We start from the raw sequence: 26,775 nt of genomic DNA on the forward strand, positions 1-26,775 counted from the left end.
CTCGGTGCAGACCTTCGCTGCGTTCCAGCTAACAGACCTCTTTGCGGACAAAGCGGACGTTCGAATTCAGACGCAATAATAACTCCGCGCACAATTGGCAAACCGGCTCAAGGCTGTGATCAGAACCTGACCCTAAACGCCAGCCCAACCAATGGCGCTGTTTCATAGGTCTGACGACTAATTTCCGCTCCATTCGCATCATCTAGCGTCAGGCGGCCGTCAAATTCTGCGCCTGCAAATACGCTCAATGAAACTCCAGGATTTGGGTTGTATCCAACGGAAAGTACGACGGGGATACTCTTGTCTTCGCCCACCCCGTCCTGCGCGAGACCTTCCCCATCTAACCTGAATCGAATTCTCTCCGATCGTGCGGTTAAGGAAAGATCTATGGTCTCAGTCAACGTATAGCTCAGGGTCAACCCGGGGCCTTGTGTCGCACCAATCCCTGAGCCAGTGTTCAAGTTCCAGCGATCATTTAGGTCCCAATCGATCAGCAGGGCCGGAAAAAAATCTGTACCACCATCGTCAAATTGAGAGAACGCGCCAAAGGCCGGTCCTATCGTCAGACGCTCGTTAAGTTGCCAAGCAATACCCGCAAAAACACCGTAGGTCCTGCCATCAGATGAGGAAGCTCCACTTTGATAATCCCACCTGATCTGCGGTGACACAAAAACTGTTGCTGTATCGCTCGCACGAAATCGCAGGGGAACAGAAACGCGAAAGTCACGGATGTTCTCCCATGGCTGATTGTTCGATTGACTAAAGCTATAATCCAGCTTGCCGAAGCTGGTTGAAAGCCCAATGGAGTTTCCTCCTTCCAGATTGTAAAGTGCGGTAGCACGTAGAAATGCTCGGCTTGCAGAGAATTCACCGCCGTCACTCAAATCCGCGTCCCCCTGAAACGCAGCAAGTCCATCAACCTGATACGCCCAACCTAGCCGGGGCTGCGCGGCTGAAGGTGACGCTGCAAATCCTAGAGAAATAGCTCCAAAGCAGCACGTCAGAAAAAGGTTTTTCATTTGGCATTTCCCACGTGACGCTGATTCCTTTTGAGTTGCCATTCCTGAACGAGCGTTTCAAGCCCCTAATGGTCGGCTCTGTGGACTGCGGAGACATGGCTACTCAATGACATATTTATACAATACGAAGCTTAAGCACTGACACTGATAACCTATAGCTGAATGCAGTTTATTCAGCATGATGAGCAAGCTTGCCGTCCCATTCCTCTGACGAAACTTTGGGTTCCGGCGGGTCCGCAATGTACGACGGTGTCATTATCTGTGTTCCGTTTTCATTAAACACATCGACAATGTTTTCGCGCAAATCGGACAAAATCTTAGGCAAGCTCGATCCGCGCGAAGTGTATGCGTTGATCTCATAATTGATTGCGTAGTCAGCCAGCTGCGTCCAAAGCACAAAAGGTTCAGGGTTCTTTCTTAACCCTTGAGTACGATGAGCTGCCTCTATCAGCATCGCTTTGATTTTCTTTGGTGGCTCCTCGTATCCGATCCCTACTGTCGTGTGAACCAACAGCCCTCGACCATCCACTTTGCGCGAATAGTTTACGACTTCGGAGTTGAGCAGCTGTGCATTTGGAATGCTAATCATCTCGTTCTTTATCGACTTAATGAGTGTTTCCATCAGTTTGATCTCGGTTACATCCCCAATCTTGTCGCCAACCTGAATTCGATCACCGACATTGGTACTGCGTCTATAGATGACAAACAGACCGGCCATCATATTCGAGACGACCGTGTTCGACCCTAACGATACCATGATACCGGCAAGGATAGTCAGGCCTTGGAAGGCTCGAGAGTCAGATCCGGGAATATAAGGGTAGGCAAACACCAGCGCGATAACAATCAGCAAAGCCCTGCACAGCATTTTTGTTGGTGCAATCCAATGATCTTCAAAATCTTTCAGTTGGAAAGCGCCGCTCTCGACGTTGTCGAAAAAAAGATCGAGGCCTCGAATTCCCAACCGTGTCACAGCTGCGATGATTGCGAGCATGATCAAGTTGGGGATATATTCAACAATTGCCAAAACGACGGTTACGAGCGGCTCGCTGACATACTTCAAGAGGATCTGGGCAATGCCCTGGGTCTCGGCAAAGGAGAGCAGCACCAATGAAAGGTAGTAGTAGAAAAAGAACAGAAACAGGACCCACATCAATATGTGTATTGAATAGACGATAATCGACGCGATTGCCCTGCTTCTCAAGAGCGATTTCGTGGCTTCCTCAACACCTTCAGCTCTCTTTTCCAAGATGTTTCTAAAGTAGTCTAATAACATTCGCCGTTTCGCAAAAAACGCATAAGAAGTGAGGGCAAAGACTGCTGTCCAAGCAAAGGCAGCCATCGCACTATCTACTCTGCCCTCATTGGACCGAGCATCTCGGTATTGAAGGATTGCAGCCTCAATCGCTTCGGACTGAAGCCCAGCTAGAACTTCAATAGCCATTTGTTCGTGCTCTGCATCAGCTTGGGTGGTTATCGTAACCATCTGCCCGTCAACGCGTATCATTTTCCCAAATTCGGCGTCCGATATCTCAAGCTGAACTGAAGCTTTCGCAGATGCATCGGCGACTTGAGCGATCCGCTCCTCAATTTTTCTCGCTCGTTCGGTTGCGGGCAGCGCACTTGAACCGCGAACCACGAACAATTCTTCGCCATCCACTATGACCGGCGCAATAAACTCGGGATCCTCTCTCTCTTCAGCCGGTGCGAGGATTTCTTCAGACTGAGCAAGCGCTACAGTGCAGGAAAATAGAAGAGGCAGTAACCATAGCGTAAGAGCCCTCATGATTTTGCTCCTTCTGCGGGAATAATATGCACATCGCGTTGCGGGAACGGTATAGATATGCCTTCTTTATCAAACCGCTCTTTTGCTTGACCGGTCAGGTCCCAATAAACGGTCCAATAGTCATCAGACTTGGACCATGGACGGCAGAAGATGTTGACGGAGTTGTCTCCCAACTCACCCACGAAAATTTCTGGTTCTGGTGCCTTCAGACAAAGCTGGTGATGCGCAACCAAGTCTTTGAGCACTTCAATTGCTTGGGCAGCGTTGTCCGAATAGGCGATGCCAAAGACCAGATCGACCCGACGTTCTTCGGATGCACTTACATTGGTAATGACATCCCCCCAAATCTTGCTGTTCGGAACTATAATAATCTGGTTGTCGAATGTTCTGATCTTGGTTGAAACCACCGACATCTCATCCACAAACCCAGATGAACCGCCCACTTGGATATAGTCGCCAGTGTCGAATGGCTTGAGGACCATGATCATCAGACCGCTTGCGAGGTTTCCCAGCGTTTCCTGCAATGCGAAACCTAGGATGAACGACAAACCACCGAGCACGGCAAAAAGCGGTGTGACGTTAACTCCGAACAAAGCTAAAACGACGAGTATACCAAGGACGAAAACGGCCCAGTATACGGCGGTGGCAATGAAGCGTTTCAGCATTCTGGAGATAGTTGGAATTTTGTTCAGACCCCGTTCAGTGACCCGGCGCACCATCCGAGCAATGAACATCATGGCCCAAACTGCCAACAAAACACCCAGACCGGCCATCAGCAGGCCTACGCCACCATCCCACGAGAACAACCAGGCCCAAGCGTTCTGAAAAAGCGTTTGAAGGTCGGTAGTTTTTAGGGCTCCCGTTTTCAACGCGAGAATATAGTCAGAATGTGGTTCTAGATCTTCCGCCTTCGCGCCTTTCAGGGCCCATGCTTCGAGCACCAGACGATAGTTGTTGAGAGTTTCTGATCCAGAGTCGTTCAAAGAGGACAACTGAGAGCGCAAGTTGTCTTCCCGAGCTCCGCTCGCCGACCGAAGTTGCAAGTTTACTTGCGCGACTTCTTCGAGCCGAGAGCGCACATAACTCTGCCAAGTACCAGCGACTTGGGAAAGCTCTTCCGCGGTTAGGGGAACAAGTAGGATCTCGAGATCGTCAGCCGCAATCATCTCATCAACGACTGCATTTTTTAGATCGTCATTCTCGACTTCCACAGCCTCTTGGTCGGCCTCAGTCTCTTGCGCGCCGGCAGGAAAAGCACTCGCTAATGCCGTGAACCAAATGAATGACCAAATCTTCAACGTTCTCAGTGCTCGTCTCATCTGTCTGTCCCTTACTTCTTTAACGGTCGAAGAGAGCACACACAGATGCAACAAATCCAGACTTATGTTTATGTTTGAATATTTCCTTGTGACGAACCCCACGGATTTTTGGGTCGCCGTAGATATAGAGAACCTCTCAAATTCGCGGAACCACAGATCTGCGAATGAAACAGAAATTTCCGCAAAGGGGTCATAGACTTGCCGTGCACGTAGAATTGGGAGCCTTTTCCATTAGACCCATTAAACCGAGAATAACGGCCTCCTGGCGACACCACTCACTTGCGTCTCCAGGAGGCAACCAGACAAGTCTGGCGAATGCGCGAGCAACAGAGGTAATACAAATTCGCCACGCATTCGAATACTTGAATCTAAAATACAACAAATCAAGTAATTTTACGCGCGCCAAAAAGTTTGCTCTCGCGTGCATGAGAAATTCTTGTTTATTCCAGCTTACACGTCCGCTTCAGAAAACGTGGCGGCGCTGTGCAGATGGCGGGTGACGAACTTTGACTGTAGCGAACAGAATTTGCGCTCATGCCAACTTGGTTGACTAACAGCGGCCAACCGCACATTCGACTTAGTCTGGCCAGTCCCATGGTCAGACTAAATCCCCGCGTTGCCCATCATCCCAGATAGAGGTGACGCGGGGAACTTTGATCCATCTTTCAATCAGTACCGTAACACCAACACCCCAAAACTACCGCCCGCGTTGTTAACCTGGTTTCCCTCCGAACGATGCGGGTTTTTTTTGGGGGGGATGGGGATATAATGAGTTTCCATTTTGCAGAGCGACCGACTGGACCTTCTACTTCTGGTTTGGTCGATGGCGCACGTGTTGGCCTCATTACCACCTGCTTTTCAAACCATTCGAAAGGACGCAGCCATTCATTTTAGTTTGAAGATTCGCGTTTTCGGTTTTCCCTCACATCTTCATTCTGCAATATTATAATGGGATTGTTCCTATGAAAACGACAACTAAGACCCTTGTTGCCGCTGCCGTTCTTGCATGCGGAGCAACCGTAGGACATGCTAAGGACAAAAATATTCTGCCAAAAGACAACGCAGAGTTCGTAAACTATGGCGAGGAATCCGGCTGGAATGTGTTTGTGGATTAGAGCCGAAATACTTGCCTGATCGAACGGGTGGATGAAAATACCAACGTTGTTCAAATGGGTCTGACCCCAGACAAAGATTTTGGCTACATGGGTGTTTTTACAAAGGCAGACATCGAATTTGAGGATGATAAAGTCTAGCTGCTCATGGACAACAAATTATACTATGGCGATACAACAGCGGCGCCACCTAATTTGGCGGACGGGTACAAAGGCGGTTATCTCATTGCCAACAATCCCGACTTCGTCACAGACGTGATGGAGCGCGAAACCATGATTGTAATGCCACAGTCTATTTTTGCCTTCGAATTAAGCCTTGCTGGCACCAAGAAGGCAATTGAAGCGGCGCGTGAGTGCAATGCTTCTCTGACCAACTGATCGGTGTCGATACTTCAAGGCCGTCCACTTTGTGGGCGGCTTCGTTTGTGACTGCGCGAACCCTGTGTATCGAGGAAGCCTATAATCGATTTCAGGCTTCAATTTCGATCAACTCTGTTTTGTAACTTAGATAGTTTGTCCCTTTGTTCCAAAATAACTTCTTAGAGGCGCAAAAATACGTCCGCTTCGGGCTCGAAGGGGACGTTCGCCTCACTTTACATGAGTGACTGCTTACTTCCCCAAGCACTCACATGGGAGTGAGCGATGACGCCCCAGTTACTGACCTGAGCCCGATGATCCTTGCGGGAGATTCAACTCAATCGACGACGATGGTGACGCTCGTCTCGGCTCGAAAGTCCGGTGGAAAGTCATCACTTATGCGACAATTGCCAATCACGAAATGCGGACGACTCTTGCTGCTCGCTCAATCTTCAAACGTCGATCTTTTCTGCGATATTCAGCGCGTCTTCCAATTCAACGCCAAGATATCGAACTGTGCTGTCAACCTTGGTGTGGCCAAGCAAAAGCTGCACCGCGCGTAGATTACCTGTTTTCCGGTAGATCAGTGCCGCTTTTGTGCATCTCAGCGAATGCGTGCCGTATTTGCTCAATTGAGGGAGGGCTTAAGCTGAACCGAAAAACGGACAGCATTTTCTCCAACCTTCTAAGTAGCCTTTCGTGTTCCCCGGCACTTGGGAAATTCCACGCACCCAAAGAAAGCACTACCCGATTTCCTGTTAGTGCGTTTGACCATATTAGCGCCGCATCTCGGGCAAGATGTTCGGCCTATTCGCCCGCTAGGCCTGTCTGTCGAGCTTTTTACTTTGGAAGCAGCCATCCTCTCCAGGTTTTTCAGGTGTTCTTTCTTCGTCTCCCTGCTGTTTTCCAATGCTATGTTGCGTAGTTTCGCTACGTACGCGGTCACTTGTACGTCCGAGAGTGCAATCTTCTTCTCGACTGCAATTAGCCTTCCGAGGTCTTGCAGTCCCCAAGCGACGCTTTCTGGCATCGCCGTTTTTGGTCGGGCCGAGCCCGTAAACACCACAAAGTTGTGTAAAAGACTTTCCTCAATACCCAAGATGACTTGGACGGCCTTCACGTGGGCATAGTTCTGCCGAAGCGGATTTTGAAAACTGCGGCGCTTGCCGCCTTTTAGCACTTGGGTCCAACTACGTTGGTCGGAACTGCCAAAAATCCAACCGGACATGTTCTTTGTCTCAACAACAAAGATGCCATAGCGAGAGATCAGGAGATGGTCGATCTGAGTAGTGCCACCGGCTACGGGAAGCGTTAAATCGGACAAGACCTGATAGTCTTTTTCGTTCAATACTGATGTGAGTGCTGAATGCACCCGACGTTCACCTCTGGCGCCTTTTCTTTCAGGTGTATTGTAACTTGCTTCAAGTGCCCAAAAAGCGGATTTCAACAGGAATTTTAGCATAACAATTCAAACCATTCCTTTGTTGAAGTTGATCTAACGCTGCACTGCTGTGCACCAGGCTCAGAATTTGAATGGACATTTTGTTACTTGGGTTTTTTGAAGTGCGACCTCTTGTTAGCGGGCGCCAAAAGGTTGTTAGATTATGACAAATCTGGTGCACCCTAAGTGCAAAGAAGATAGATTGTTTTGAGCAATGCGCACCAAACAAGAGCCTTTATACATCTCGAAGAAAAGCTATTGTCGAGCACTAAGTATCCGATACACGGACGCCCGACCTATACCCAGCCTACGCGAGATTTCCGTAGCGCCGATCCCTTCACTTGCAAGAGCAATCACATCAACCGACTTTGCCTTTGCCGTAGGTTTGCGACCCTTGTACTTACGCGTCTTTGCCTTATCTAGTACTACCGCAAAGTACTTATACACCTGTGTGCGCAGTTCGCCGTGGTTCATGCCCGATGCTTCTATGTGCTTTGTTATTGTGTCGCCGCACACTGCAAGACGCCGTGCCAGAGTACCAGCCTCTTTAGGGCGTCGAGTACGTAAAGACACCCGAAGGGTCCTACGTGTGGTGCATGGTCTAGTGTGGGGTTTTGGTCTTGTGTCGGGCAGTGGCCAACGGAAGTAATAGATGCCGTGTCTGGACAGTGAGAGATACGCATGCAGCTTCATTTTGTGTCACGCCTGTGTGTCACACCGCTCTAATGCTTGCTATCAGTTGTATTGTTAGGTTTTGGTGGAGCCTAGGGGAGTCGAACCCCTGACCTCTTGCATGCCATGCAAGCGCTCTCCCAACTGAGCTAAGGCCCCATAAAGGTACCGTCGTAACGGTGGACGGACGTTTATGAGACGCCGTCGATGAGTGCAAGTCCTAAAATCGGAATCGGCAAAAAATTCAGACCGACTTCGCGGACCGGGTCGAGGCGGCGGGGCCGCCTCGGGATCCATCAGTTTTCGTCTTCTGACGACATGTCCTTTATATCGTCTAGTGAAACGTTGTCGCTGTCGTCATCGTCGTCTAGCAGATCGTCGTCCAATTCGACATCGACATTATCGTCATCATCCAAAACGATGTCTTCGTCCGACGACGCTTCGCGCGCCTTGACCGATGCGGCATCTTCAGCATCCGCGGCGATCATCCGGCTTTTTCCGGTATCCAGCTCCACGACCTCGCCGGTATAGGGGCTGACGATCGGGTCCTTGTTCAGGTCGTAAAAACGTTTGCCGGTTGTCGGGCAGACACGCTTTACGCCCCATTCTTCCTTGGGCATATCAAATCCCCTTGATATCAGGTGAATCTCATCAATGATTCAGGTCACCTGCCACATGCGGCAGGCACTGTCAAAGCCTTTGCGCAAAGGAGGCCCACCCATGGGGCGACACGCATTGCCCGGAACGCCTCCGGTGCCACTGACACTGCGCAAATCGGCGCGCGCACGGCGGATCAGTTTGCGAATTTCCCAATTGGATGGACGGGTTACGCTGACCTACCCGACAGGGGTGGCTGAAGCCGAAGCGCTGGATTTTGCACAACAGAAAGAGGGTTGGATCCGCGGGCACCTGCAGGATCGACCCAGCATTGAAGCAGTTGGCGTAGGGCAGTTCATTCCGATCGAGGGTACGGCGCGGCGAATCGTTCCTGCATCGGGGCGGAGGGTCTTGCTGAGTGGCGATGCGATCGGGGTTCCGCCCGGTGCTGAAGCACGGCGACTAGCGCGGTTTCTAAAAGAGCTTGCCCGCGATCGTCTGACCGGTGCGTGCGATGATTACGCGGCGATGCTGGGGCGGTCGTACAGTAGCCTTACTTTGCGCGATACGCGTTCGCGCTGGGGGTCGTGCAGTTCTGCGGGCGGGTTGATGTTCTCGTGGCGGTTGATCCTCGCCCCGACAGAGGTTCTCCATTATGTGGCCGCGCATGAAGTGGCGCATCTTGCCGAAATGAACCACTCACCTGCGTTCTGGGCGCAGGTCGAGCGTATTTTTGGCCCTTACAAAGAACCACGCCGCTGGCTGCGAGACAACGGGGCTGAACTGCACAGATATCGCTTCGACTCCGTCGCTTGACCTCGGCGCGATTTGTGATCACATAAACTCATGTTAACCTCACGCCCCGCCGAGTCTCATACGGCAACCCATGATCGCGTTTATCGCGCCCTCAGATCCCGCATCATGCATGGAGAGATTGCCCCGGGGCAGGCGTTGACACTGCGCGGGATTGGCAAGGAATTCGGTGTGTCGATGACTCCGGCGCGCGAGGCGGTGCGGCGTCTGGCGGCAGAAGGTGCTTTGTTCCTGTCCACCTCCGGTCGGGTATCAACGCCGGAACTCACGCGCGATCGGATCGAAGAGCTGGCGGCGCTGCGCGCGCTGCTTGAGGTTGAACTGGCCAGCCGGGCCCTGCCGCGCGCGCATATGGCGCTGATTGACCGGTTGCAAAGCATCAACATGGCAGTAGCCGAGATGGTCACGAAACGCGATGCAGTGGGATATATCCGTGCAAATCTGGAATTTCACCGCACGCTGTATCTACGCGCACAGGCCCCCGCGATGCTTGCCATGGCCGAAACCGTCTGGCTGCAGCTGGGTCCCACGATGCGTGCCCTATACGGTCGGTTGCGGAGGACCGAGCCACCGCACTACCATCGTCTGATCATCGCAGCGCTCAAGGCCGGGGATGAGCCTGGATTGCGACTAGCAGTGCGTTCGGATGTGACCCAGGGCTTGCGGCTGCTTGTGACCTGAGCGGCTTGTTGCCCATCTTCCAATTCAGTTGATTTCGGATGTCGCTTTGCTGGCTTGAGCGACCGGGCTGCGCTATTCTGAACGCAAATCACAACAAGAGCAGATTTAACCATGATTAATCGAAGAGTGTTTTCCTTAGGGCTTGGTTCAACCCTGTTGACGGCCTGTTCCACAGGCACCGCACCCAACAGTGCTCCGGCTTCGCGGATGCGTGCGGTTCCGAACGCAGGATGGGATGCCTGGGTGGCCAGTTTCAAAAACCGGGCAGCGTCACAGGGCATTTCACAAACGACCCTCAACCGGGCGTTTCAAGGCGCAGGATATTTGCCTGAAGTGATCGAACGCGATCGCAATCAGGTCGAATTCAAACGCTCGCTTGAGGATTATCTGGCGATTGCTGCCTCGGAAGAACGGATCAACACTGGCAAGCAAATGCTTGTGCGGCATGCAGGAACCCTGTCGCAGATCGAAGCCCAATACGGTGTCGACAAAGAGGTCGTCGTGGCTGTTTGGGGCCTGGAAAGCCGCTATGGCGCACGGCGGGGCGATGTACCGGTGATCTCGGCAACGTCGACTCTGGCCTATGACGGGCGGCGCGGAGCGTTTTTTGAGAAGCAACTGGTGGCAGCGCTGAAGATCATTCAAGAGGGCGATACGACCCCGGCTAACATGACCGGCAGCTGGGCCGGAGCGATGGGCCACACACAGTTCATTCCGACGTCTTACCTTGCTTATGCGGTCGATTTCACCGGCGACGGGCGGCGCGATATCTGGTCCGATGACCCAGCAGATTCACTTGCGTCAACGGCGGCTTATCTGGCACGTGCCGGTTGGGTGCGAGGGCAGCCTTGGGGCGGTGAAGTGGGCACGGTTTCGGGCACGCCGGCGGCAGTGCTGCAACCGCAGACGCCCGGCCCACGTATTGCTGTGTTCCGCAATTTTCAGGTGATCAAGCGCTACAACAATTCGGACAGCTACGCGATCGGCGTGGGTCATCTTTCTGATCGCATTGCTGGCGGCGCGCCGTTCCAAGCGTCATTCGGGCCGGATGCGACCGGTTTGACGCTGGAGGATCGTAAAGAACTGCAGCGCCGCCTGACATCCGCAGGCTATGACACACAAGGCGCAGATGGTGTTATCGGCAAGAATACTGAGGCGGCAATTAGCGCCTACCAGCGCGCCAACGGGTTGTCCGTGACTGGCCAGCCTTCGGTGGCTCTGTTGCAGCGGTTGGGTGGCTGACGGGTTAAGCCGCCAGCCCTTTCGAACCGATATCCAGGAACTTCTGACGGCGGTCCTTGATCAGGGCTGCCGCGTCTTTCCCATCAAGCTCTTCCAGCATCGAGGCAATTGCAGACCGCACGGCTTCGACCGCCGCCGGGCGGTTGCGATGTGCACCGCCCTTGGGCTCGGTGATGATGTGGTCACAAACGCCCAGCTTGTGCAGATCCTGAGCGGTAAGGCGCAACGCCTCGGCGGCCTCGCGCATCTTCTCGGCATCTTTCCACAGGATCGACGCGCAGCCTTCGGGCGAAATCACCGAGTAGACCGAATGCTCCAGCATCGCTACGCGGTTCGCAGTCGCAAAGGCGACCGCGCCACCCGAACCACCTTCGCCGATGATTACGGACACCAAAGGAACGCCAATCTTTAGGCACATCTCGGTTGAGCGCGCGATCGCCTCGGACTGGCCACGTTCTTCCGCCCCCTTGCCGGGATAGGCCCCAGCTGTATCGATCAAGGTGATTACCGGCAGGCCAAAGCGGCCTGCCATTTCCATCAGGCGTACAGCCTTGCGATAGCCCTCGGGGCGGGCCATGCCGAAATTGCGTTCAATCCGCGATTTGGTATCGCTGCCTTTTTCGTGGCCAATCACCATGACGGGTTGATCGTTGAACCGCGCCAGACCGCCAATTACCGCCAGATCGTCGGCAAAGTTCCGGTCACCTGCCAGTGGGGTGAATTCGGTAAACAGCGCATCCACGTAATCGTTGCAGTGTGGACGTTCAGGATGACGCGCCACCTGACATTTCCGCCATGGGGTCAGATCGGCATACAGCTCGTCCAGAAGCTTGGCGGCCTTGGCATCCAGCGCGGCGGCCTCTTCCGTCACATCCATTTCTTCATTGGCACGGGCCAGCGCGCGCAGCTCTTCAGCTTTGCCTTCGATCTCGGCCAGCGGTTTTTCGAAATCCAGATACTGGGTCATGACGCCTCTCAACGCGGAAGTTCCCTGCTATATGACCAAAGGTGGTCCGGGATGCAACTCAGCAAGATTTGTGGTCGCGGAATATGCGACCACGGACGGGCAAAGAGAAGGAAGGATACCGAAGGCCGCCAGCTACGAAGATCGCGTGTTGCGCGTGTTGGCCTACATCCATGATCACCCCGCCGGGGATCTGTCGCTGGATGCTTTGGCCGAGGTCGCAGCCATATCGCGGTTTCACTGGCATCGCGTGTTTCGCGCCATTACTGGCGAGACCTGCGCGCAGGCCACCCGTCGGATACGCCTGCACCGTGCCGCCTGCTGGCTGGTGCAAACAGACAGACCGGTTACGCGGATCGCGACCGACATTGGCTATCCGAACCAAAAATCCTTTGCGCGGGGCTTTTCCGAGGCCTACGGCAGCAGCCCCACCGCGTTTCGACGTGCGGGGCAAATACTGCCGGCCCATCCAATGTTCAAAACCGGAGGATATCCGATGCATCCCGTAACAACCCGAACCGAACCGTCCCGCCGAGTCATAGCGCTGCCACATAAAGGGGCGTATGCCGAGATTGGCCGCAGCTTTGAGGCCTTTGGTGCCCTGTGCGAATCCCGCAAGCTGTGGCCGCAAGTCGGCCCGATGATCGGGCTGTATCTCGACAGTCCGGACGATGTGCCCGAGGATGATTTACGCAGTTTTGCAGATGCTGAATTCTGCGGTGATGATACGCCCGAGGGGATGGAAGACCTTGAAATTCCGGGTGGCAAAACAGCGGTGCTGACCTTCAAGGGCCCTTATTCCGGCCTTCACGGCGCGTATCAGACATTATTTGGCAATTGGTTGCCCGAGTCTGGCGAAGAACCTGCGGACCATCCGTGTTATGAGATCTATCTCAACGATCCACGAGAAACGGCCCCCGAGGATATGTTGACAGAAATTTGCCTGCCGCTCAGGTAACCTAATTCGGCCACAGCACCGGATAGAGCGAGGCCACAAGCAGGGCCGCCATCGTCCAGTTGAATACCAGCAATCGGTGCGGGTTCGTCAGGATTCGCGCCATTTGCTGTCCAAGAACCGTCCAGGTGCTGACCGAGGGTAGGTTAATGGCGCCGAACACCAGCGCGACCAGCAGAATCGCGTTGATCGTTTGGTCGGGCGCATAGGCGGCTGTCGCGGTCAGCGCCATCGCCCAGGCTTTTGGGTTGACCCATTGGAAGGCTGCAGCTTGCAGAAACGTCATCGGGGTGCCCGCAGCATCGGCACCTTTTGCGGGCGCTGCATGGGCGATTTTCCATGCCAGATACAGCAGATACAGAACCGAAAGAACTTTCAACACGGTATGACTAATCGGATACCGGTCAAAGACCTGAACCAGCCCCGCCCCCACCAGAAGCACCATAAAGGTGAAGCCCAAACCGATACCCAGCATATGCGGGATCGTGCGGCGAAAGCCGAAATTCGCACCTGATGCCATCAGCATAAGGTTGTTGGGGCCTGGAGTGATTGACGAGACAAAAGCAAACGCGATCAGGGCCATCAGGATATCGTAGGTCATGGCTGCATTTTCTCGCTGAACCCGGCAAATGAAATTGCGTATTCGTGCGTTCAAAGGTTAATGTTGCAATAAATGGCGAAGATTGATCAGATCAACCAACATATATTGCAAGAGCTTTCGCGGGACGGTCGCATCAGCAACCTCGATCTTGCCGAGCGGGTGGGCCTGTCGCCCTCCGCTTGCTTGCGCCGGGTGCAGGAGCTTGAGCGGGCAGGGATCATTTCCGGCTACCGAGCAGTGCTGAACCCGGCGGCGCTGGGGGTGGGTTTCGTTGCCTATATCGGCGTTGGTCTGGGCGAGCACACAAAAGCGGCGCAGGAAGGGTTCGAAAGGGCCTTGCAACAAGCGCCCGAAGTGGTGGAATGTCACAACATCACCGGCACGATCGAATACCTGTTACGGGTCGAATGTGCCGATCTGCCTTCCTACAAAACCTTCCACACCGAGGTGCTGGGTACACTGCCGCATGTGACCTCGATCACCTCATATGTTGTGATGGGATCGCCTAAGGATATGCGTGCGTGACCATTAAAAAGTGATTTTTAACCATCTTGCGAGGTCAAAGTTCAGCGCCTAGTGTCATCTCAACAGGATCGTCGGCAGGGATTAACCCCGAAGCAGGCGCAAATTCAGGGAGTAGACCATGACATTTTTCCGCACCGGAGCGCTGGTGGCTGCCTTGGCAATGTTTGCCGGCGCTGCGACAGCAGCACCTTTGAAGTTACAGCCAGCTAGCCCTCAGCCCAGCCCAAAAGCCGGCTTGAACGTAAAATACAGTTGGGAAGGTAACCCGCCTCGCAAAATCCAGAACCTCTCGAAGGTCAATCATCTATTGAAGAAGGCAAAGCCGGGTCAGCCCCTCAGAGGTTTGGACTACAGAGACACGAACGAAGGTGACCCTGTCCTGACCTACAATCAGGCGTTCAATGTTGCCGCGGAAATCAGCGGATATATCCGCTTTGATTCACCCGGAGTTTACGAGCTTGAGACCTGGTCGAACGATGGGATTGACGCCTGGGTCGGCGGTCAGCAGATCGGCTATGTCAACGGCCGTCAGGGCTGCGAAGCCAACCAACGCACCGAGGTCGAGGTGCCGCAGGCGGGTTGGTATCCAATCAAAATCAAGTATTTTCAGAAATACGGTACATCCTGCCTGATGATGAAATCAGGAAAGAAGGGTGAGCGTTTCACATGGACACCAAACAATGTATTTGGACGCTGATCAGATCGATTGGGGCGCTCAGCTGAGCGCCCTTTTTTCTTAGCTACCCGCCGCGATTAATTCCGCCTGCGCCACAATAACCTCGGCTTGCTTAATCGAAGCGATATCGACCAAACGCCCTTTGTAGACCGTCGCGCCTTCGCCGTTGGCTTTTGCCCGTTCCATGGCAGCCAGAATCTCTCGCGCTTCGGACACTGCTTCATCCGACGGTGTGAAGACCTGATTGGCCAATGCGATTTGCTTGGGGTGGATGGCCCATTTGCCGACCATCCCCAGTGTGGCAGACCGTTTGGCCTGCGCGATATAGCCCTCATCATCCGAAAAATTGCCGAACGGACCATCCACCGGCAGCACGCCATGGGTGCGGCAGGCGGCGACAATTGCGGCCTGCGCCCAGTGCCACGGATCGGACCAGTGCTTCTCACCCTCGCGCAGCATATAGTAGTTTTCCTGCGTACCCCCGATGCCGGTTGTCTGCATGCCCATTGAGGCTGCAAAATCTGCGGCGCCAAGGCTCATGGCCTGCAGGCGCGGGGATGAGGCTGCGATTTCTTCGACATGCGCCAGTCCGGCGGCGGATTCGATGATCACTTCGAATGAAATTGGCTTGGTTCGGCCCTTGGCACGCTCGATTGCGGTAACCAGAGCGTCTACGGCATAGACATCGGCCGCGCAGCCTACCTTGGGGATCATGATCTGATCCAGACGGTCGCCTGCCTGTTCCAGCACATCAACCACGTCACGGTACCAATAGGGTGTATCCAGCCCATTGATCCGAACCGATATGTATTTATTGCCCCAATCGACTGTGTTCAGCGCCTCGATTACGTTAGCGCGAGCGGTATCCTTGTCGGAAGGAGCCACCGAATCTTCTAGATCCAGATTAATGACGTCTGCAGCTGATGCAGCCATCTTGGGAAATAGCTTGGTGTTCGAGCCCGGGCCAAACAGTTGGCAGCGATTGGGCCGGGCCGGAGCGGCAGGTTGGATGCGGAAGCTCATTTGGACCTCATGCGAGTAAGGAAATTGCGTTTAGGGTTGGTCATGGGATATTAAATTGCGCAATGCTGCGCAAGCTTGATTGTGCATATGCGGCAATGCGTATGCAGCAAGATTGAAGATACTGGCAAAATGGGGTGCTTAAAGTTTGATCAGTTTAAAAACTTCGAACAATCTTGTGTAAGAATGCCCAAATTCGCAAAAACTTCCCGCTGTGGGCTGGCAGGCAAGAAGAATTTGAGAAACCCTCGTCAAAACGGTTCTCTAGCTTAAGCCAGAATCAAAGGAGTGCACCGCAATGATCGAGACACCGTACCTGTTGTTTTTGGGCGATGCGCCCGACTTGTTGGCGGCCAAAGTGGCCATTGGTATCCGGGACTGGCGTCCTGAGAATGCCGTGGGTCAAATAAGGCTGGATGGTTGCAAGACTGATTTGGGTCTTACCGAAATGACACTTGCCGAAGGTAAAGCTGCTGGTGCCAAGACTCTTGTCATTGGTGTTGCCAACCGGGGTGGTGTCATCAGTGAGGCCTGGAAAGAGGTTCTTATCGCAGCGCTGGAGATGGGTTATGATCTGGCGTCGGGCCTGCACAACCTGCTGCGCGACGAAGGCGATCTGGTTGCTGCGGCGCAGACTCACGGCTGCACGTTGCACGACGTCCGTGTGCCGACCGTAGGATATCCTATCGCAAACGGCCGCAAGCGTACCGGTAAGCGGTGCCTGGCCGTTGGAACCGACTGCTCTGCCGGCAAGATGTACACTGCGATGTCCATGGACGCTGAAATGCGCAAACGCGGCATGAAATCCACCTTCCGGGCCACCGGTCAGACCGGAATTCTGGTCACGGGTCAGGGCGTCCCGCTGGATGCGGTTATCGCCGATTTCATGGCGGGATCCGTTGAGTATTTGACACCGGACAATGATCCGGATCACTGGGATCACATCGAAGGGCAGGGCTCTTTGTTCCATGTGTCCTATTCTGGCGTGACCATGGCGCTGATCCATGGCGGTCAGCCCGACGCGCTGATCCTGTGCCACGAGCCGACCCGGACCCATATGCGAGGATTGCCTGAGTATTCACTGCCGACGCTGGAGCAGTTGCGCGACACAGCACTGCCGCTGGCGCGCGTGGCAAACCCAGAGTGTCAGGTTGCAGGAGTGTCGATCAACACCCAGCATCTGAGCGAAGACGACGCACACGCATACATCGCCAAGGTTGAGACCGAGATGGGTATCCCAGCAACCGATCCTTACCGGTTTGGTGCCGGTAAACTGGTGGATGCGCTGGCCGCACTGTGATCTAAGCAGGTTGCCGATCGCCCCTTGCTGTCGGCAACAGACACCACTTTCGATGAAAGGTTGAACGCGTGCAGATTGACGTTTCCCGCGATGTATTTCGGCTGGCGCAGGTATTCACTATCTCGCGCGGCTCACGGACCGAGGCAAAGGTCCTGACGGTTCGGATCTCGGATGGTGTGCATCATGGTTGGGGCGAATGCGTGCCCTATGCGCGCTATGACGAAACGCTGGATTCAGTCGAGGCCGAGATTGCCGGCCTGCCCGACGTATTCTCTCGCTATTCCCTGATGGATCTGCTGCCTGCCGGCGCGGCTCGGAATGCAGTGGATTGCGCGCTTTGGGACCTTGAGGCGAAACGCTCCGGCAAACGGGCGTGGGAGCTGGCGGAACTTGCCGCACCGGGGCCTGAAGTTACGGCCTATACTCTTTCCCTGGACACTCCCGAGGCAATGCAGGCACAGGCGGCAGAAAATGCGTTCCGACCCTTGTTGAAGATCAAACTTGGTACACCGGACGACATGCCCCGGCTTGAGGCCGTGCGGGCTGGTGCGCCGGAGTCCAAAATCATTATCGACGCCAATGAGGGTTGGTCTGCTGAAGTGTACGCCGATCTTGCGCCGCATCTTGTGCGACTGGGCGTTGCTCTGGTTGAACAACCTCTGCCAGCCGGTGAGGATGATGCGCTGATCGGTATGGATCGTCCGGTGCCGGTATGTGCCGACGAATCCTGTCACGATCGGGCCAGCTTGCCTAAGTTAAAGGGCAAATATGATGTGGTGAACATCAAACTCGACAAGACCGGCGGTCTGACCGAGGCGCTGGAGCTGCGCAAGGCCGCGCTGGCCGAGGGCTATGGCATCATGGTCGGATGCATGGTTGGAAGTTCGCTGGCTATGGCACCTGCGACGCTGGTGGCGCAGGGCGCGATGGTGACAGACCTTGACGGACCGCTTTTGTTGGCAGAAGACCGCGACACACCCCTGATTTTTGATGACGCCGGAGTGCATCCGCCCAAAGCGGCACTTTGGGGCTGAGGAGAAGAACATGACCCGCACCGTTTATGTGAATGGCGAATACCTGCCTGAAACCGAGGCAAGCGTCTCGATCTTTGATCGGGGTTTCTTGTTTGCAGACGCCGTCTATGAAGTAACCAGTGTGCTGGATGGTAAGCTGGTCGATTTCGAAGGCCACGCGGTGCGCCTGAAACGCTCGCTGGACGAGTTACAGATGGCTGAACCCTGCAGCAAGGATGAACTTCTGGAAATCCATCGCAAACTGGTCGAGCTGAACGACATCGACGAAGGGCTGATCTATCTACAGGTTTCGCGCGGCAGTGACGGCGACCGGGATTTTGTGTTTCCGTCAGCGGATACCAAGCCTACGCTGGTTTTGTTCACGCAGAATAAGCCAGGTCTGGCCGACAGCCCCGCGTCGAAGAAAGGGGCCAAGGTCATTTCGATCGATGACATCCGTTGGGGCCGCCGCGATATCAAAACCGTGCAGCTGCTGTATCCGTCCATGGGCAAGATGATGGCGAAGGCGGCTGGCTGTGACGATGCGTGGCTGGTTGAAGATGGCTATGTCACCGAAGGCACCAGCAACAACGCCTATTTCGTCAAGAACGGCAAGATCGTCACCCGCCCGCTGTCCAACGACATTCTGCACGGCATCACCCGCAAGGCGGTTTTGCGCATGGCAGCCGAGGCGCAGATGGAGATTGAGGAGCGCCTGTTCACCATCGACGAGGCGAAAGAGGCGGATGAAGCCTTCACCACTTCGGCCAGCGCTTTTGTCATGCCGGTGGTTGAGATTGATGGCGTGGCACTGGGTGATGGCACGCCGGGCCCGATTGCCAAACGCCTTCGCGAGATCTATCTGGACGAAAGCCGAAAGGCCGCAATCTAAAGCAAAGGCCCGCCAAAACGGCGGGCTTTTTCGTTTTCGGGGCGTCAGCCTTTTTTCGTGACGTTCTCTTCAAACGCGACCTTGAAGGCGGCTTGTTTCTCGGCGTTCGCTTCGGTTTGGTAGTTGGCCTTCCACTCATCCATGGTCATGCCATAGAAAATCTCGCGCGCTTCGTTTTTGTCCATGTCGATGCCCTTGGCATTGGCGGCTTCCTGATACCAGCGCGACAGGCAATTACGGCAGAACCCGGTCAGATTCATCATATCGATGTTCTGTACGTCGGTGCGATCCTGCATCAGATGCTGCTGCAAACGGCGAAACGCTGCGGCCTGAAGTTCGATTTCAGTTTGCTTGTCCATTGTCGGGCTCCGAATGATTGTCTTGCGATCTGGACCTGACCTAGCAATCCGTGGGCCATGTTACAACGAACAGGAGAGGCCCTAAGGCCCCTTGGAACGTCAGGTTTGGATGCTTTATGCCAGTTTGAGGGCCAACCACGGCACAAGGCAAAAAATGATTGTCAGGATTTTGTAGTTCGCAAGATACCTGAAATAGGCCCTCTTTACGTCGGCCCGCTCCATTTGGAACATTCTGCCATGTACGCCTGCGATCCAGTCCTGCATGATGATGATCATCAGCGTGCTGAACAACAAAACCGCAATGTTAAGGGCGGTCATCCAGCCGAAGACAGTTGTCAGGAATTCCTGAGTCATGGTCGTCTCCTTTCCCTTAATATATGGGTGTCAGTATATTGGCTCACAATATTTCGAGGATCGGAAGCGGCATGAAGTGACCTTACGTTATAGTCCGCTATCGTTCAGTGCATCCTGCAGAATAACGGCCAATCGTTCGGCCCAGCTGCGTTGCCCGTAATGATCCGCAATCAGATCATTACGCAGCTCGATCAGTGCATTAGGACGGCCGAAACTGCTGCAATGCTTGTCGATCGCATCGCCGGGTAGCACACCTGTATAGGGTTCATTTACGCCAACGCACAGATCATCCTCGGCGTTCAACCGGTTGATCAGCGGGCGCGAGAACCGCTCATCCGGTGTGTGCAAGACGCCGATGTGCCACGGCCGAGGATCGCGGCCACGGAGCTGGCGCGTAAAGGAATGCATCGAGATGATGACCGCATGCGGCAAGGCCGCAAGCTGTGCCAGCGCATCGTGATAGGGCCGGTAACACATATTTAGACGACGCTCACGCTCGGTCGCATCTGCGTGGCGGTTACCAGGAATGATCGAACCGTCATAGAGCTTCATCAGCAGCGTTGGATCGTCCTCGCCCCGGTTGGGGTCAATTACGAGGCGCGAGAAGTTGGCTGCGATTACGGGGGCGTTCAGGACCTCACCCAGATGCTTTGAGACCTCGTAGGCGCCCACGTCATAAGCGATATGGCGTTCCATATCTTCGCGCGGCAGGCCCAGGTTTCCGCCGTTGATATCGGGCGGCACCATGTTGGTGGCGTGGTCGCAAGTAATCAGCCAACGCGACGGGCGATCCGCGCCGTGAACAAAAAACGGAGAGTATGTCATGAGCCTGTCATCTTGTTTGCCGCAGGTGTAGGACAGTTGCGTTGGAAAGGGAATTGCGCAATAAGCAGCCTGAGCAATGTTTGCGGTAACATTTACGCGTTTGAGGAGAGCCTGATCAATGCGACGCCTGAGAAATGTGAAAATCGTGGCGACGCTGGGACCGGCGTCCAATGACTATGACACCATCCGTGCGCTGCATGAGGCCGGGGCCGATGTATTCCGGCTGAACATGAGCCATGGCAGCCACGATGAGATTCGCGAGAGGCACCGTATAATCCGGCAGATCGAAAAGGATCTGGAAAGCCCGATCGCGATTCTGGCCGATCTGCAGGGGCCAAAGCTGCGCGTTGGCGTGTTTGCAAATGATGCGGAAGAACTGGAGGAGGGCGCCGCATTCCGTCTGGATCTTGATCCGGCAGCCGGGGATATCACCCGGGTCTGCCTGCCACATCCCGAAATTTTTGCCGCTTTGGAACCGGGTGCACGCCTGCTGGTCAATGACGGAAAGATTCGTCTTATCGTGCAGGATTGCGGACAAGATTTTGCACATTGCAGAGTCGAAGTCGGCGGCACGATTTCGAACCGCAAGGGCGTAAACGTGCCTGATGTGGTTCTGCCGTTGGCTGCGCTGTCCGCCAAGGATCGCGACGATCTGGAATTTGTCTGCCAACTGGGCGTCGACTGGCTGGCGCTGAGCTTTGTTCAGCGTGCCAAGGATGTGTTCGAAGCGCGGGCTCTGGCGGATGGCCGTGCATCGATCCTGTCGAAGATCGAAAAACCTGCTGCGGTCGAAGCATTTGACGATATCCTTGACGCTTCGGACGGGATCATGGTCGCACGGGGTGATCTGGGCGTTGAACTGCCTGTTTCGGCAGTCCCCCCGATCCAGAAACGTCTGGTGCGTAAATGCCGTACAGCCGCGAAGCCCGTGATTGTCGCAACCCAGATGCTGGAAAGCATGATCGAAAGCCCGATGCCCACAAGGGCCGAGGTTTCGGACGTGGCCACCGCCATCTACGAAGGCACCGATGCGATCATGCTCAGTGCAGAATCGGCTGCGGGTTCTTATCCCATCGAGGCGGTTCAGACGATGAACAAAGTTGCCATCGAAGTTGAAGCTGACCCGACTTATACACAGATTATTGCCGCCTCACGCACTGCCAAAGGCACAACCATCGCGGACGGGATCGTGGCAGCAGCGCGTGAGATCGCAGAAAAAACCGACATCAAAGCCATCTGCTGCTTCACCCAAAGCGGGACCACCGCATTGCTTACTGCCCGCGAGCGTCCCGGTGTGCCTATCATCGCGATGACTCCCGCCACCGGCACCGCTCGCAGGCTATGCCTGAGCTGGGGCTGTCATTGCGTCTTAACCCCTGAACAGGAGCGGTTCAAAGGCGCGGTCGTCAGCGCCGCTCGCGCCGCCCGATCGGGTGGTTTCGCCGCTGAAACTGATCAGATTGTGGTCACCGCCGGCGTCCCTTTCAATGTTCCTGGCACCACCAACATCTTACGTATCGCCCCTTGTGATGAACGGCTGATCTACAACACTGATCCGGGCTAAGCCCGGATCACCACTACTAATTTCAGTTTGATACCAGGCGTATGCCTAATATTTGGGCATATAATAATATTTATTTACAGTACCTTAGAAGTTTGAGGGTTGTATCCAGCAATAATCTCTCTGTTTTTGCGTGTTTTTTCGGGATACTTGCCCTTAGGGCGGTCTACTCAAGCAAGTTCCAGGTTCCGGCTGCCCTGCCGGGGGCGAGGGCCCCGGCCAAAGCAACAATAACGGAGGAACGGCATGACAACGAAAATTGTCATAGGACTGGACGGGACAGAAACCGGAGAACGCGCGATCGCCTTTGCCAAAGACTTGGCCGGGCGTATCGGTTCATGCGAGCTTCTGGCGGTTTACGTCATCGAATGGTCTCCTTTCACATTCCAGACACCAGAAGAGAACGCCCTACGCCACAAACGGCGCGAAGAAGAGGTTGCGTTAGCTACGTCACGGATCATCGAGCCAGCGGTTGAAGCGTTGAAGGCTGCAGGATTCGAGGCGCGCGGCATCGTCCGTCACGGAGATGTGGCGGAAACGCTGAATGCAATCACGGTTGAAAACGGTGGCTCCCAGATCGTTGTGGGTCGGGCCTCGGCAGATGGGTTTAAAAAACGCCTGTTTGGCAGTTCGACCCAGAACCTTGTCATGCACGCCGATGTTCCGGTTACGGTCGTGAACTGAGGGGAGAGATTATGATGAATATTCAGAACAAACTGAGTCTGGCAGCACTTGCCGCTCTGGTTGCGAGCCCCACTGCCGCACAGGAGGCGGTCGGTTTGGACGATAAAATCAACCAGGCCTTTGCTGATTTCACCGGGCCTTTCGTCAGCTTTATTTTTGCCCCGTTTCCGGGCACCGGGTTCCCTTGGATCGTGGGTTGGCTGGTGATCGCCGCGACCGTCTTCACGCTTTATTTTGCCTTTGTACAATTGCGTTTCTTCGGTCATGCGATCAGCCTTGTGAAAGGTGACTATTCTGATCCCAATGATGCGGGTGAAGTTAGCCACTTTCAGGCGCTGGCAACGGCGCTGTCCGGTACAGTTGGCCTCGGTAATATTGCTGGTGTTGCGGTCGCCGTCGGTATCGGCGGGCCAGGTGCAACTTTTTGGATGATTGTCGCAGGCCTGTTGGGCATGGCGTCGAAATTCACCGAATGTACGCTGGGTGTAAAGTACCGCAACGAATATGATGACGGCACCGTTTCTGGTGGTCCAATGTATTATATGTCGAAAGGGTTCAACGAACTGGGCCTGCCGGGCGGTAAAATTCTGGCCGTTCTGTTCTCGATCTTCTGCATCCTTGGCGCGCTTGGTGGGGGCAATATGTTCCAGGCCAATCAGGCGCATCAGCAGATCGCAGGCATCGTCGGAGATTACCCGGGCTGGATCACTGGCCTGGTCTTTGCAGGCATCGTCTTTGCAGTGATCGTGGGCGGCCTGAAATCCATCGCGCGCGTGACTGAGAAAGTCGTTCCTTTCATGGGCGTGATGTATGTGGCCGCGGCGCTGGTGATCATCCTGATGAACGCGGATCAGATCGGTTGGGCCTTTGGCCAGATCTTCGCAGGAGCCTTCACCGGTCTTGGTGTTGCTGGCGGTATGGTCGGCGCATTGATCCAGGGCTTCCGGCGTGCGGCGTTCTCGAACGAAGCGGGCGTTGGTTCTGCGGCGATTGCCCACTCGGCGGTTCGCACCAAAGAACCGATCACCGAAGGGTTCGTGTCGCTGCTGGAGCCGTTCATTGATACGGTTGTGATCTGTACCATGACCGCGTTGGTGATCATTATCACGCAGCAGCTGATCGTCGATCCGGAGACCGGAAACTATATGCTGAACGAAGCCGGTAATGCCATCGCAACGGTTGACGGAAACTCGGGCGTCAGCCTGACTTCAGCCGCCTTTGGCAGCGCGTTCAGTTGGTTCCCTTACGTTTTGGCAATCGCAGTAGTTCTGTTCGCCTTCTCGACCATGATCAGCTGGTCCTACTACGGCCTCAAGGCCTGGACCTACCTGTTCGGTGAGGGTCACACCAAGGAACTGGTGTTCAAGGTCATCTTCTGCATCTTCGTAGTCATCGGTGCAGCGGCCAACCTTGGCCCCGTTATCGACTTCTCGGATGCGGCGATCTTTGCCATGGCGGTTGTGAACGTCTTCGCGCTCTACTTCCTGATGAAAGTGGTACGTCAGGAACTGGCGTCCTACGCCGAACGGCTGAAGAGTGGCGAAATCCGCAAATTCGAACATTAATCCAAACTACCGGGGCGGCGCGCGTCGCCCCGGTGCCTAGCCAGCCTGCAAAAAGCGCAGATTCTGGCCCAAACCCCCTTGCCAGTATGACCGAACTTGCGTAAACGGCGCTTCTGATCGCGTGACCGGCCGAGATGGCATGCCGAGTCGCGTTTGAAACCGAACCCCGAAAGGAGACGGAAATGCCTAAGATGAAGACAAAGTCGAGCGCCAAAAAGCGCTTTAAGGTGACTGCGACCGGTAAGGTCCTTGCTGGCCAGGCCGGCAAACGGCACGGCATGATCAAGCGGACCAAGAAATTCATCCGCGACGCCCGTGGCAACACCACCCTGTCCGCCCCCGACGCCAAGATCGTCAAGGGCTACATGCCCTACGACCGCTAAGAGGAGATTAAGAGATGTCCCGCGTTAAAGGTGGAACCGTAACTCACGCCCGTCACAAGAAGGTCATCAAGGCTGCCAAAGGTTACTATGGCCGCCGCAAGAGCACCTTCAAGGTTGCCCGTCAGGCCGTAGACAAGGCCAACCAGTACGCAACCCGCGACCGCAAGAACCGCAAGCGCAACTTCCGCGCGCTGTGGATCCAGCGTATCAACGCCGCTGTCCGTTCGCATGACGAGGCACTGACATATTCCCGCTTCATTAACGGCCTGAACCTGGCCGGTATCGAAGTGGACCGCAAAGTTCTGGCCGACCTGGCTGTGCACGAACCGGAAGCGTTCGGCGCGATCGTCGCCAAAGCACAGGCCGCGCTGGCTGCCTGAACCTCTTTCGAGAGACAGTGAATGAAAGGCCGTCCCAGTTGGGACGGCCTTTTTTTGAATCCGTAACGGGTGTCGATTGCGCCAGTTTGCCAAATTGAGCTTTCTAGGGCGACGAAGATAGATATCTCACCGCCTCCAACATCCTGGGCTGAATTGTACTGCAGACAACGCACCAAGCTCCGGCATCAGGGTGCAATGGTTGATGCGAGCGATCCAATCCGCCTTGAGAAATGGTAGTGTGCAACGCCCGTGAAATGCCGTGAATTCAGTGGGATGACTTTATGAGATCGTTCAGACCATGGCAGGCATCGCAGGTGATGCCCGGTATGGGTGGCGGAGACGAAGGGATTCGAACCCTCGAGACGGTTTCCCGCCTACTCCCTTAGCAGGGGAGCGCCTTCGACCACTCGGCCACGTCTCCGCTGGCCGGTATATCCTTGCCTGTCATCCAGATACAAGGCGATTTTCTATGTCTGGAAAATTTTTCTGAATACCGATGATCAAACCCACAAGAAGGAGCGCTGGGGCTACCGGAAGCAGGGGTGCGAAACCCCCGAAATGCTGAAAAACATGCAAAACCTTGCCAACTCCACCTGTTCTGGCGCATATTTGTCTAGTTTTAAGGCTCTAATAACTATTCAGATTTAGCTTTCTGAGGCGACAGATATCGGGCGTGGGGTGTTTGGCACCCTGGTAGGTACCTTTTGGGGGAAGGGGACTTGGGTTTGGCCTGGTTGAAATTGTTTTGTGTTTTCTTGGTTCTAGCGACGCTGCCTGCGTCGGCCATCGCATCAATCGGAAAAGTGCTCAGTGCTAAACCGGGCGCGGATATTATCCGGGCCGGTAAAAAGATACGCTTGCGTGAAGGGATGGATGTTGTTTCAGGCGATACTATTTCGACCGACAGATCAGGCGTGGTTCAATTGGTGTTCGTAGATGAAACCAAGATCGCGGTTGGTCCGAACGCGCGAATGATCCTGGATGTCTCGATGCTGCGAGGCAATCGGAAGGCAAAAAACTTCACCGTGCAGGCGCTGGGCGGCAGTTTCCGTTTCATTTCGGGCAAAAGCAGAAAGCGCGCTTATTCGATCAAAACGCCCGATGCCACCATGGCCGTGCGGGGAACGACATTTGACATGTGGATTACATCCGGCAGCCAAAGCGCGATGCTGGTAATCGAGGGCACCGTTCAGATGTGCGGCCGACGCGGGTCGTGCCGGTCGGCAAGCCGACAGTGCAGTCTCTTTGCGACCGGTTCGGGCGGTCAGGTGGGGCGCCCGATAGATCAGGAGCAGTATGACAAAGCGCTAAAAGGTGGTTTCCCCTTCATACGCTCGCAAACGCAACTGCTGCCACCGTTTCGGGTGAGTGCCGAAGGGTGTTCGGGCAGACAGGCTCAGGCCCTAAAGATTGAATCTGAAAGGCCAGAGCGGCGCGAAGCGCGGCGGCAAACGGAACAAGGTCGTTCTGAGGTGTCGGCGGCCCGCGAAAGCGGGCGATCCGAAGCGCCAGACCGGGCCTCAGCCAGCGCCGAAGGGCGTTCTGGGACATCAGCGCGCGCAGGTGTAAGCGCCTCGGGTGAAACGAGAACATCCGTAAACGCATCCAGTGGAAATAGCGGTGGATCGGGTGTCAGGGCAACGGCGACGGCAGGTAACGCTTCAGCGATAGCTGGTTGGTAG

At 54.8% G+C, this 26,775-nt stretch carries 29 protein-coding genes, 2 tRNA genes and 1 pseudogene; 17 read left to right on the forward strand and 15 right to left on the reverse strand.

Annotated features, from left to right (window positions below):
• Nucleotides 1-119 precede the first annotated feature (119 nt).
• From I5192_RS00230 to I5192_RS00240, 3 genes are all read right to left on the reverse strand, one after another.
• The gene (locus tag I5192_RS00230) at nt 120-1,019 is read right to left on the reverse strand and encodes a hypothetical protein (protein WP_223117488.1); all 900 of its coding nucleotides are present in this window, start codon (nt 1,017-1,019) and stop codon (nt 120-122) included.
• A 169-nt stretch (nt 1,020-1,188) separates the two neighbouring features.
• Nucleotides 1,189-2,802 (reverse strand): mechanosensitive ion channel family protein, encoded by a 1,614-nt coding sequence (locus tag I5192_RS00235; RefSeq protein WP_223117489.1) that lies wholly within the window; start codon nt 2,800-2,802, stop codon nt 1,189-1,191.
• Entirely contained in the window at nt 2,799-4,121 is a 1,323-nt protein-coding gene (locus I5192_RS00240) for a mechanosensitive ion channel family protein (RefSeq protein ID WP_170567857.1), read from the reverse strand. The genes I5192_RS00235 and I5192_RS00240 overlap by 4 nt, the downstream gene beginning before the upstream one ends.
• Nucleotides 4,122-5,083: 962 nt before the next feature.
• On the opposite strand from I5192_RS00240, the gene I5192_RS00245 reads away from it, so the two are divergent.
• Both I5192_RS00245 and I5192_RS00250 read left to right on the forward strand, forming a co-directional pair.
• Nucleotides 5,084-5,236 carry a hypothetical protein gene (locus tag I5192_RS00245; protein WP_223117490.1) on the forward strand — a complete coding sequence of 51 codons (153 nt, stop codon included), beginning with the start codon at nt 5,084-5,086 and terminating at the stop codon, nt 5,234-5,236.
• Between the two features lie 144 nt (nt 5,237-5,380).
• Nucleotides 5,381-5,611, forward strand: coding sequence for a hypothetical protein (locus tag I5192_RS00250; protein ID WP_223117491.1), 231 nt, complete (start codon nt 5,381-5,383; stop codon nt 5,609-5,611).
• Nucleotides 5,612-6,042: 431 nt separating this feature from the next.
• On the opposite strand, the pseudogene I5192_RS22400 reads toward I5192_RS00250, so the two are convergent.
• From I5192_RS22400 to I5192_RS00275, 5 genes and pseudogenes are all read right to left on the reverse strand, one after another.
• A pseudogene (locus tag I5192_RS22400) lies at nt 6,043-6,219 on the reverse strand (integrase); the annotation flags it as partial.
• A gap of 56 nt (nt 6,220-6,275) precedes the next feature.
• On the reverse strand, nt 6,276-7,052 hold the full coding sequence (locus tag I5192_RS00260) for a nuclease-related domain-containing protein (protein WP_223117493.1): 777 nt from the start codon (nt 7,050-7,052) through the stop codon (nt 6,276-6,278).
• Nucleotides 7,053-7,286: 234 nt separating this feature from the next.
• Nucleotides 7,287-7,724 (reverse strand): helix-turn-helix domain-containing protein, encoded by a 438-nt coding sequence (locus tag I5192_RS22725; protein WP_370644341.1) that lies wholly within the window; start codon nt 7,722-7,724, stop codon nt 7,287-7,289.
• Between the two features lie 62 nt (nt 7,725-7,786).
• Nucleotides 7,787-7,862 (reverse strand) — tRNA-Ala (locus tag I5192_RS00270).
• A 137-nt stretch (nt 7,863-7,999) separates the two neighbouring features.
• Complete coding sequence (locus tag I5192_RS00275; RefSeq protein ID WP_170395552.1) at nt 8,000-8,323, reverse strand: TIGR02300 family protein; 324 nt, start codon at nt 8,321-8,323, stop codon at nt 8,000-8,002.
• A gap of 100 nt (nt 8,324-8,423) precedes the next feature.
• On the opposite strand from I5192_RS00275, the gene I5192_RS00280 reads away from it, so the two are divergent.
• From I5192_RS00280 to I5192_RS00290, 3 genes are all read left to right on the forward strand, one after another.
• On the forward strand, nt 8,424-9,116 hold the full coding sequence (locus tag I5192_RS00280; protein WP_255612001.1) for a M48 family metallopeptidase: 693 nt from the start codon (nt 8,424-8,426) through the stop codon (nt 9,114-9,116).
• 30 nt (nt 9,117-9,146) lie between these two features.
• Nucleotides 9,147-9,794, forward strand: coding sequence for a GntR family transcriptional regulator (locus I5192_RS00285; RefSeq protein ID WP_170395556.1), 648 nt, complete (start codon nt 9,147-9,149; stop codon nt 9,792-9,794).
• A 111-nt stretch (nt 9,795-9,905) separates the two neighbouring features.
• Nucleotides 9,906-11,036, forward strand: coding sequence for a lytic murein transglycosylase (locus I5192_RS00290; RefSeq protein ID WP_223117494.1), 1,131 nt, complete (start codon nt 9,906-9,908; stop codon nt 11,034-11,036).
• A 4-nt stretch (nt 11,037-11,040) separates the two neighbouring features.
• Here the strand turns inward: I5192_RS00290 and I5192_RS00295 are convergent, their stop codons facing one another.
• Complete coding sequence (locus I5192_RS00295) at nt 11,041-12,003, reverse strand: acetyl-CoA carboxylase carboxyltransferase subunit alpha (RefSeq protein ID WP_170395560.1); 963 nt, start codon at nt 12,001-12,003, stop codon at nt 11,041-11,043.
• Between I5192_RS00295 and I5192_RS00300 the strand changes: the two genes are divergently transcribed.
• A complete protein-coding gene (locus I5192_RS00300) occupies nt 12,002-12,958 on the forward strand; it encodes a GyrI-like domain-containing protein (RefSeq protein WP_255612002.1) in 957 nt (318 codons plus the stop codon). The two genes, I5192_RS00295 and I5192_RS00300, sit on opposite strands and share 2 nt — an antisense overlap.
• 1 nt (nt 12,959) lies before the next feature.
• Here I5192_RS00300 and I5192_RS00305 read toward each other — a convergent pair whose 3' ends face one another.
• Nucleotides 12,960-13,556 (reverse strand): LysE family translocator, encoded by a 597-nt coding sequence (locus I5192_RS00305; protein ID WP_170423576.1) that lies wholly within the window; start codon nt 13,554-13,556, stop codon nt 12,960-12,962.
• Nucleotides 13,557-13,628: 72 nt separating this feature from the next.
• Here I5192_RS00305 and I5192_RS00310 point away from each other — a divergent pair, with 72 nt between their 5' ends.
• Nucleotides 13,629-14,081, forward strand: a complete 453-nt coding sequence (locus I5192_RS00310; protein WP_170513733.1) for an Lrp/AsnC family transcriptional regulator — start codon at nt 13,629-13,631, stop codon at nt 14,079-14,081.
• A 118-nt stretch (nt 14,082-14,199) separates the two neighbouring features.
• Nucleotides 14,200-14,778, forward strand: a complete 579-nt coding sequence (locus I5192_RS00315; RefSeq protein WP_170395568.1) for a PA14 domain-containing protein — start codon at nt 14,200-14,202, stop codon at nt 14,776-14,778.
• A gap of 39 nt (nt 14,779-14,817) precedes the next feature.
• Here I5192_RS00315 and I5192_RS00320 read toward each other — a convergent pair whose 3' ends face one another.
• Nucleotides 14,818-15,780, reverse strand: coding sequence for an L-malyl-CoA/beta-methylmalyl-CoA lyase (locus I5192_RS00320; protein WP_223117495.1), 963 nt, complete (start codon nt 15,778-15,780; stop codon nt 14,818-14,820).
• A gap of 295 nt (nt 15,781-16,075) precedes the next feature.
• On the opposite strand from I5192_RS00320, the gene dgcN reads away from it, so the two are divergent.
• From dgcN to I5192_RS00335, 3 genes are all read left to right on the forward strand, one after another.
• Nucleotides 16,076-17,077, forward strand: coding sequence for an N-acetyltransferase DgcN (dgcN, locus tag I5192_RS00325; protein WP_170395572.1), 1,002 nt, complete (start codon nt 16,076-16,078; stop codon nt 17,075-17,077).
• Nucleotides 17,078-17,145: 68 nt separating this feature from the next.
• Nucleotides 17,146-18,111 carry an N-acetyl-D-Glu racemase DgcA gene (gene dgcA, locus I5192_RS00330; RefSeq protein WP_170733527.1) on the forward strand — a complete coding sequence of 322 codons (966 nt, stop codon included), beginning with the start codon at nt 17,146-17,148 and terminating at the stop codon, nt 18,109-18,111.
• Nucleotides 18,112-18,121: 10 nt separating this feature from the next.
• The gene (locus I5192_RS00335; RefSeq protein WP_170512705.1) at nt 18,122-18,982 is read left to right on the forward strand and encodes a D-amino-acid transaminase; all 861 of its coding nucleotides are present in this window, start codon (nt 18,122-18,124) and stop codon (nt 18,980-18,982) included.
• A 44-nt stretch (nt 18,983-19,026) separates the two neighbouring features.
• On the opposite strand, the gene I5192_RS00340 is transcribed toward I5192_RS00335, so the two are convergent.
• The 3 genes from I5192_RS00340 to I5192_RS00350 all read right to left on the reverse strand — a co-directional run bounded on the left by I5192_RS00340 (nt 19,027) and on the right by I5192_RS00350 (nt 20,520).
• Nucleotides 19,027-19,341 (reverse strand): DUF1244 domain-containing protein, encoded by a 315-nt coding sequence (locus tag I5192_RS00340; protein WP_170395578.1) that lies wholly within the window; start codon nt 19,339-19,341, stop codon nt 19,027-19,029.
• Nucleotides 19,342-19,455: 114 nt separating this feature from the next.
• Nucleotides 19,456-19,695: a DUF6868 family protein gene (locus tag I5192_RS00345; RefSeq protein ID WP_170395580.1), complete on the reverse strand. Its 240-nt coding sequence runs from the start codon at nt 19,693-19,695 to the stop codon at nt 19,456-19,458.
• Nucleotides 19,696-19,782: 87 nt separating this feature from the next.
• On the reverse strand, nt 19,783-20,520 hold the full coding sequence (locus I5192_RS00350) for an N-formylglutamate amidohydrolase (RefSeq protein WP_223117496.1): 738 nt from the start codon (nt 20,518-20,520) through the stop codon (nt 19,783-19,785).
• Nucleotides 20,521-20,638: 118 nt separating this feature from the next.
• On the opposite strand from I5192_RS00350, the gene pyk reads away from it, so the two are divergent.
• The 5 genes from pyk (at nt 20,639) to rplT (ending at nt 25,093) form a co-directional block, all read left to right on the forward strand.
• A complete protein-coding gene (pyk, locus tag I5192_RS00355) occupies nt 20,639-22,084 on the forward strand; it encodes a pyruvate kinase (RefSeq protein ID WP_223117497.1) in 1,446 nt (481 codons plus the stop codon).
• A 243-nt stretch (nt 22,085-22,327) separates the two neighbouring features.
• The gene (locus tag I5192_RS00360; protein ID WP_170395586.1) at nt 22,328-22,765 is read left to right on the forward strand and encodes a universal stress protein; all 438 of its coding nucleotides are present in this window, start codon (nt 22,328-22,330) and stop codon (nt 22,763-22,765) included.
• Between the two features lie 14 nt (nt 22,766-22,779).
• Entirely contained in the window at nt 22,780-24,330 is a 1,551-nt protein-coding gene (locus I5192_RS00365) for a sodium:alanine symporter family protein (protein ID WP_170465878.1), read from the forward strand.
• A 182-nt stretch (nt 24,331-24,512) separates the two neighbouring features.
• Nucleotides 24,513-24,713 (forward strand): 50S ribosomal protein L35, encoded by a 201-nt coding sequence (rpmI, locus tag I5192_RS00370; RefSeq protein ID WP_010443552.1) that lies wholly within the window; start codon nt 24,513-24,515, stop codon nt 24,711-24,713.
• Between the two features lie 14 nt (nt 24,714-24,727).
• A complete protein-coding gene (gene rplT / locus I5192_RS00375; RefSeq protein ID WP_008756009.1) occupies nt 24,728-25,093 on the forward strand; it encodes a 50S ribosomal protein L20 in 366 nt (121 codons plus the stop codon).
• Nucleotides 25,094-25,424: 331 nt separating this feature from the next.
• Here rplT and I5192_RS00380 read toward each other — a convergent pair.
• A tRNA-Ser gene (locus I5192_RS00380) sits at nt 25,425-25,514 on the reverse strand.
• A gap of 304 nt (nt 25,515-25,818) precedes the next feature.
• Between I5192_RS00380 and I5192_RS00385 the strand changes: the two genes are divergently transcribed.
• Entirely contained in the window at nt 25,819-26,775 is a 957-nt protein-coding gene (locus I5192_RS00385; protein WP_255612003.1) for a FecR domain-containing protein, read from the forward strand.

The organism is Ruegeria sp. SCSIO 43209 (assembly GCF_019904295.1).
Lineage (GTDB): Bacteria > Pseudomonadota > Alphaproteobacteria > Rhodobacterales > Rhodobacteraceae > Ruegeria.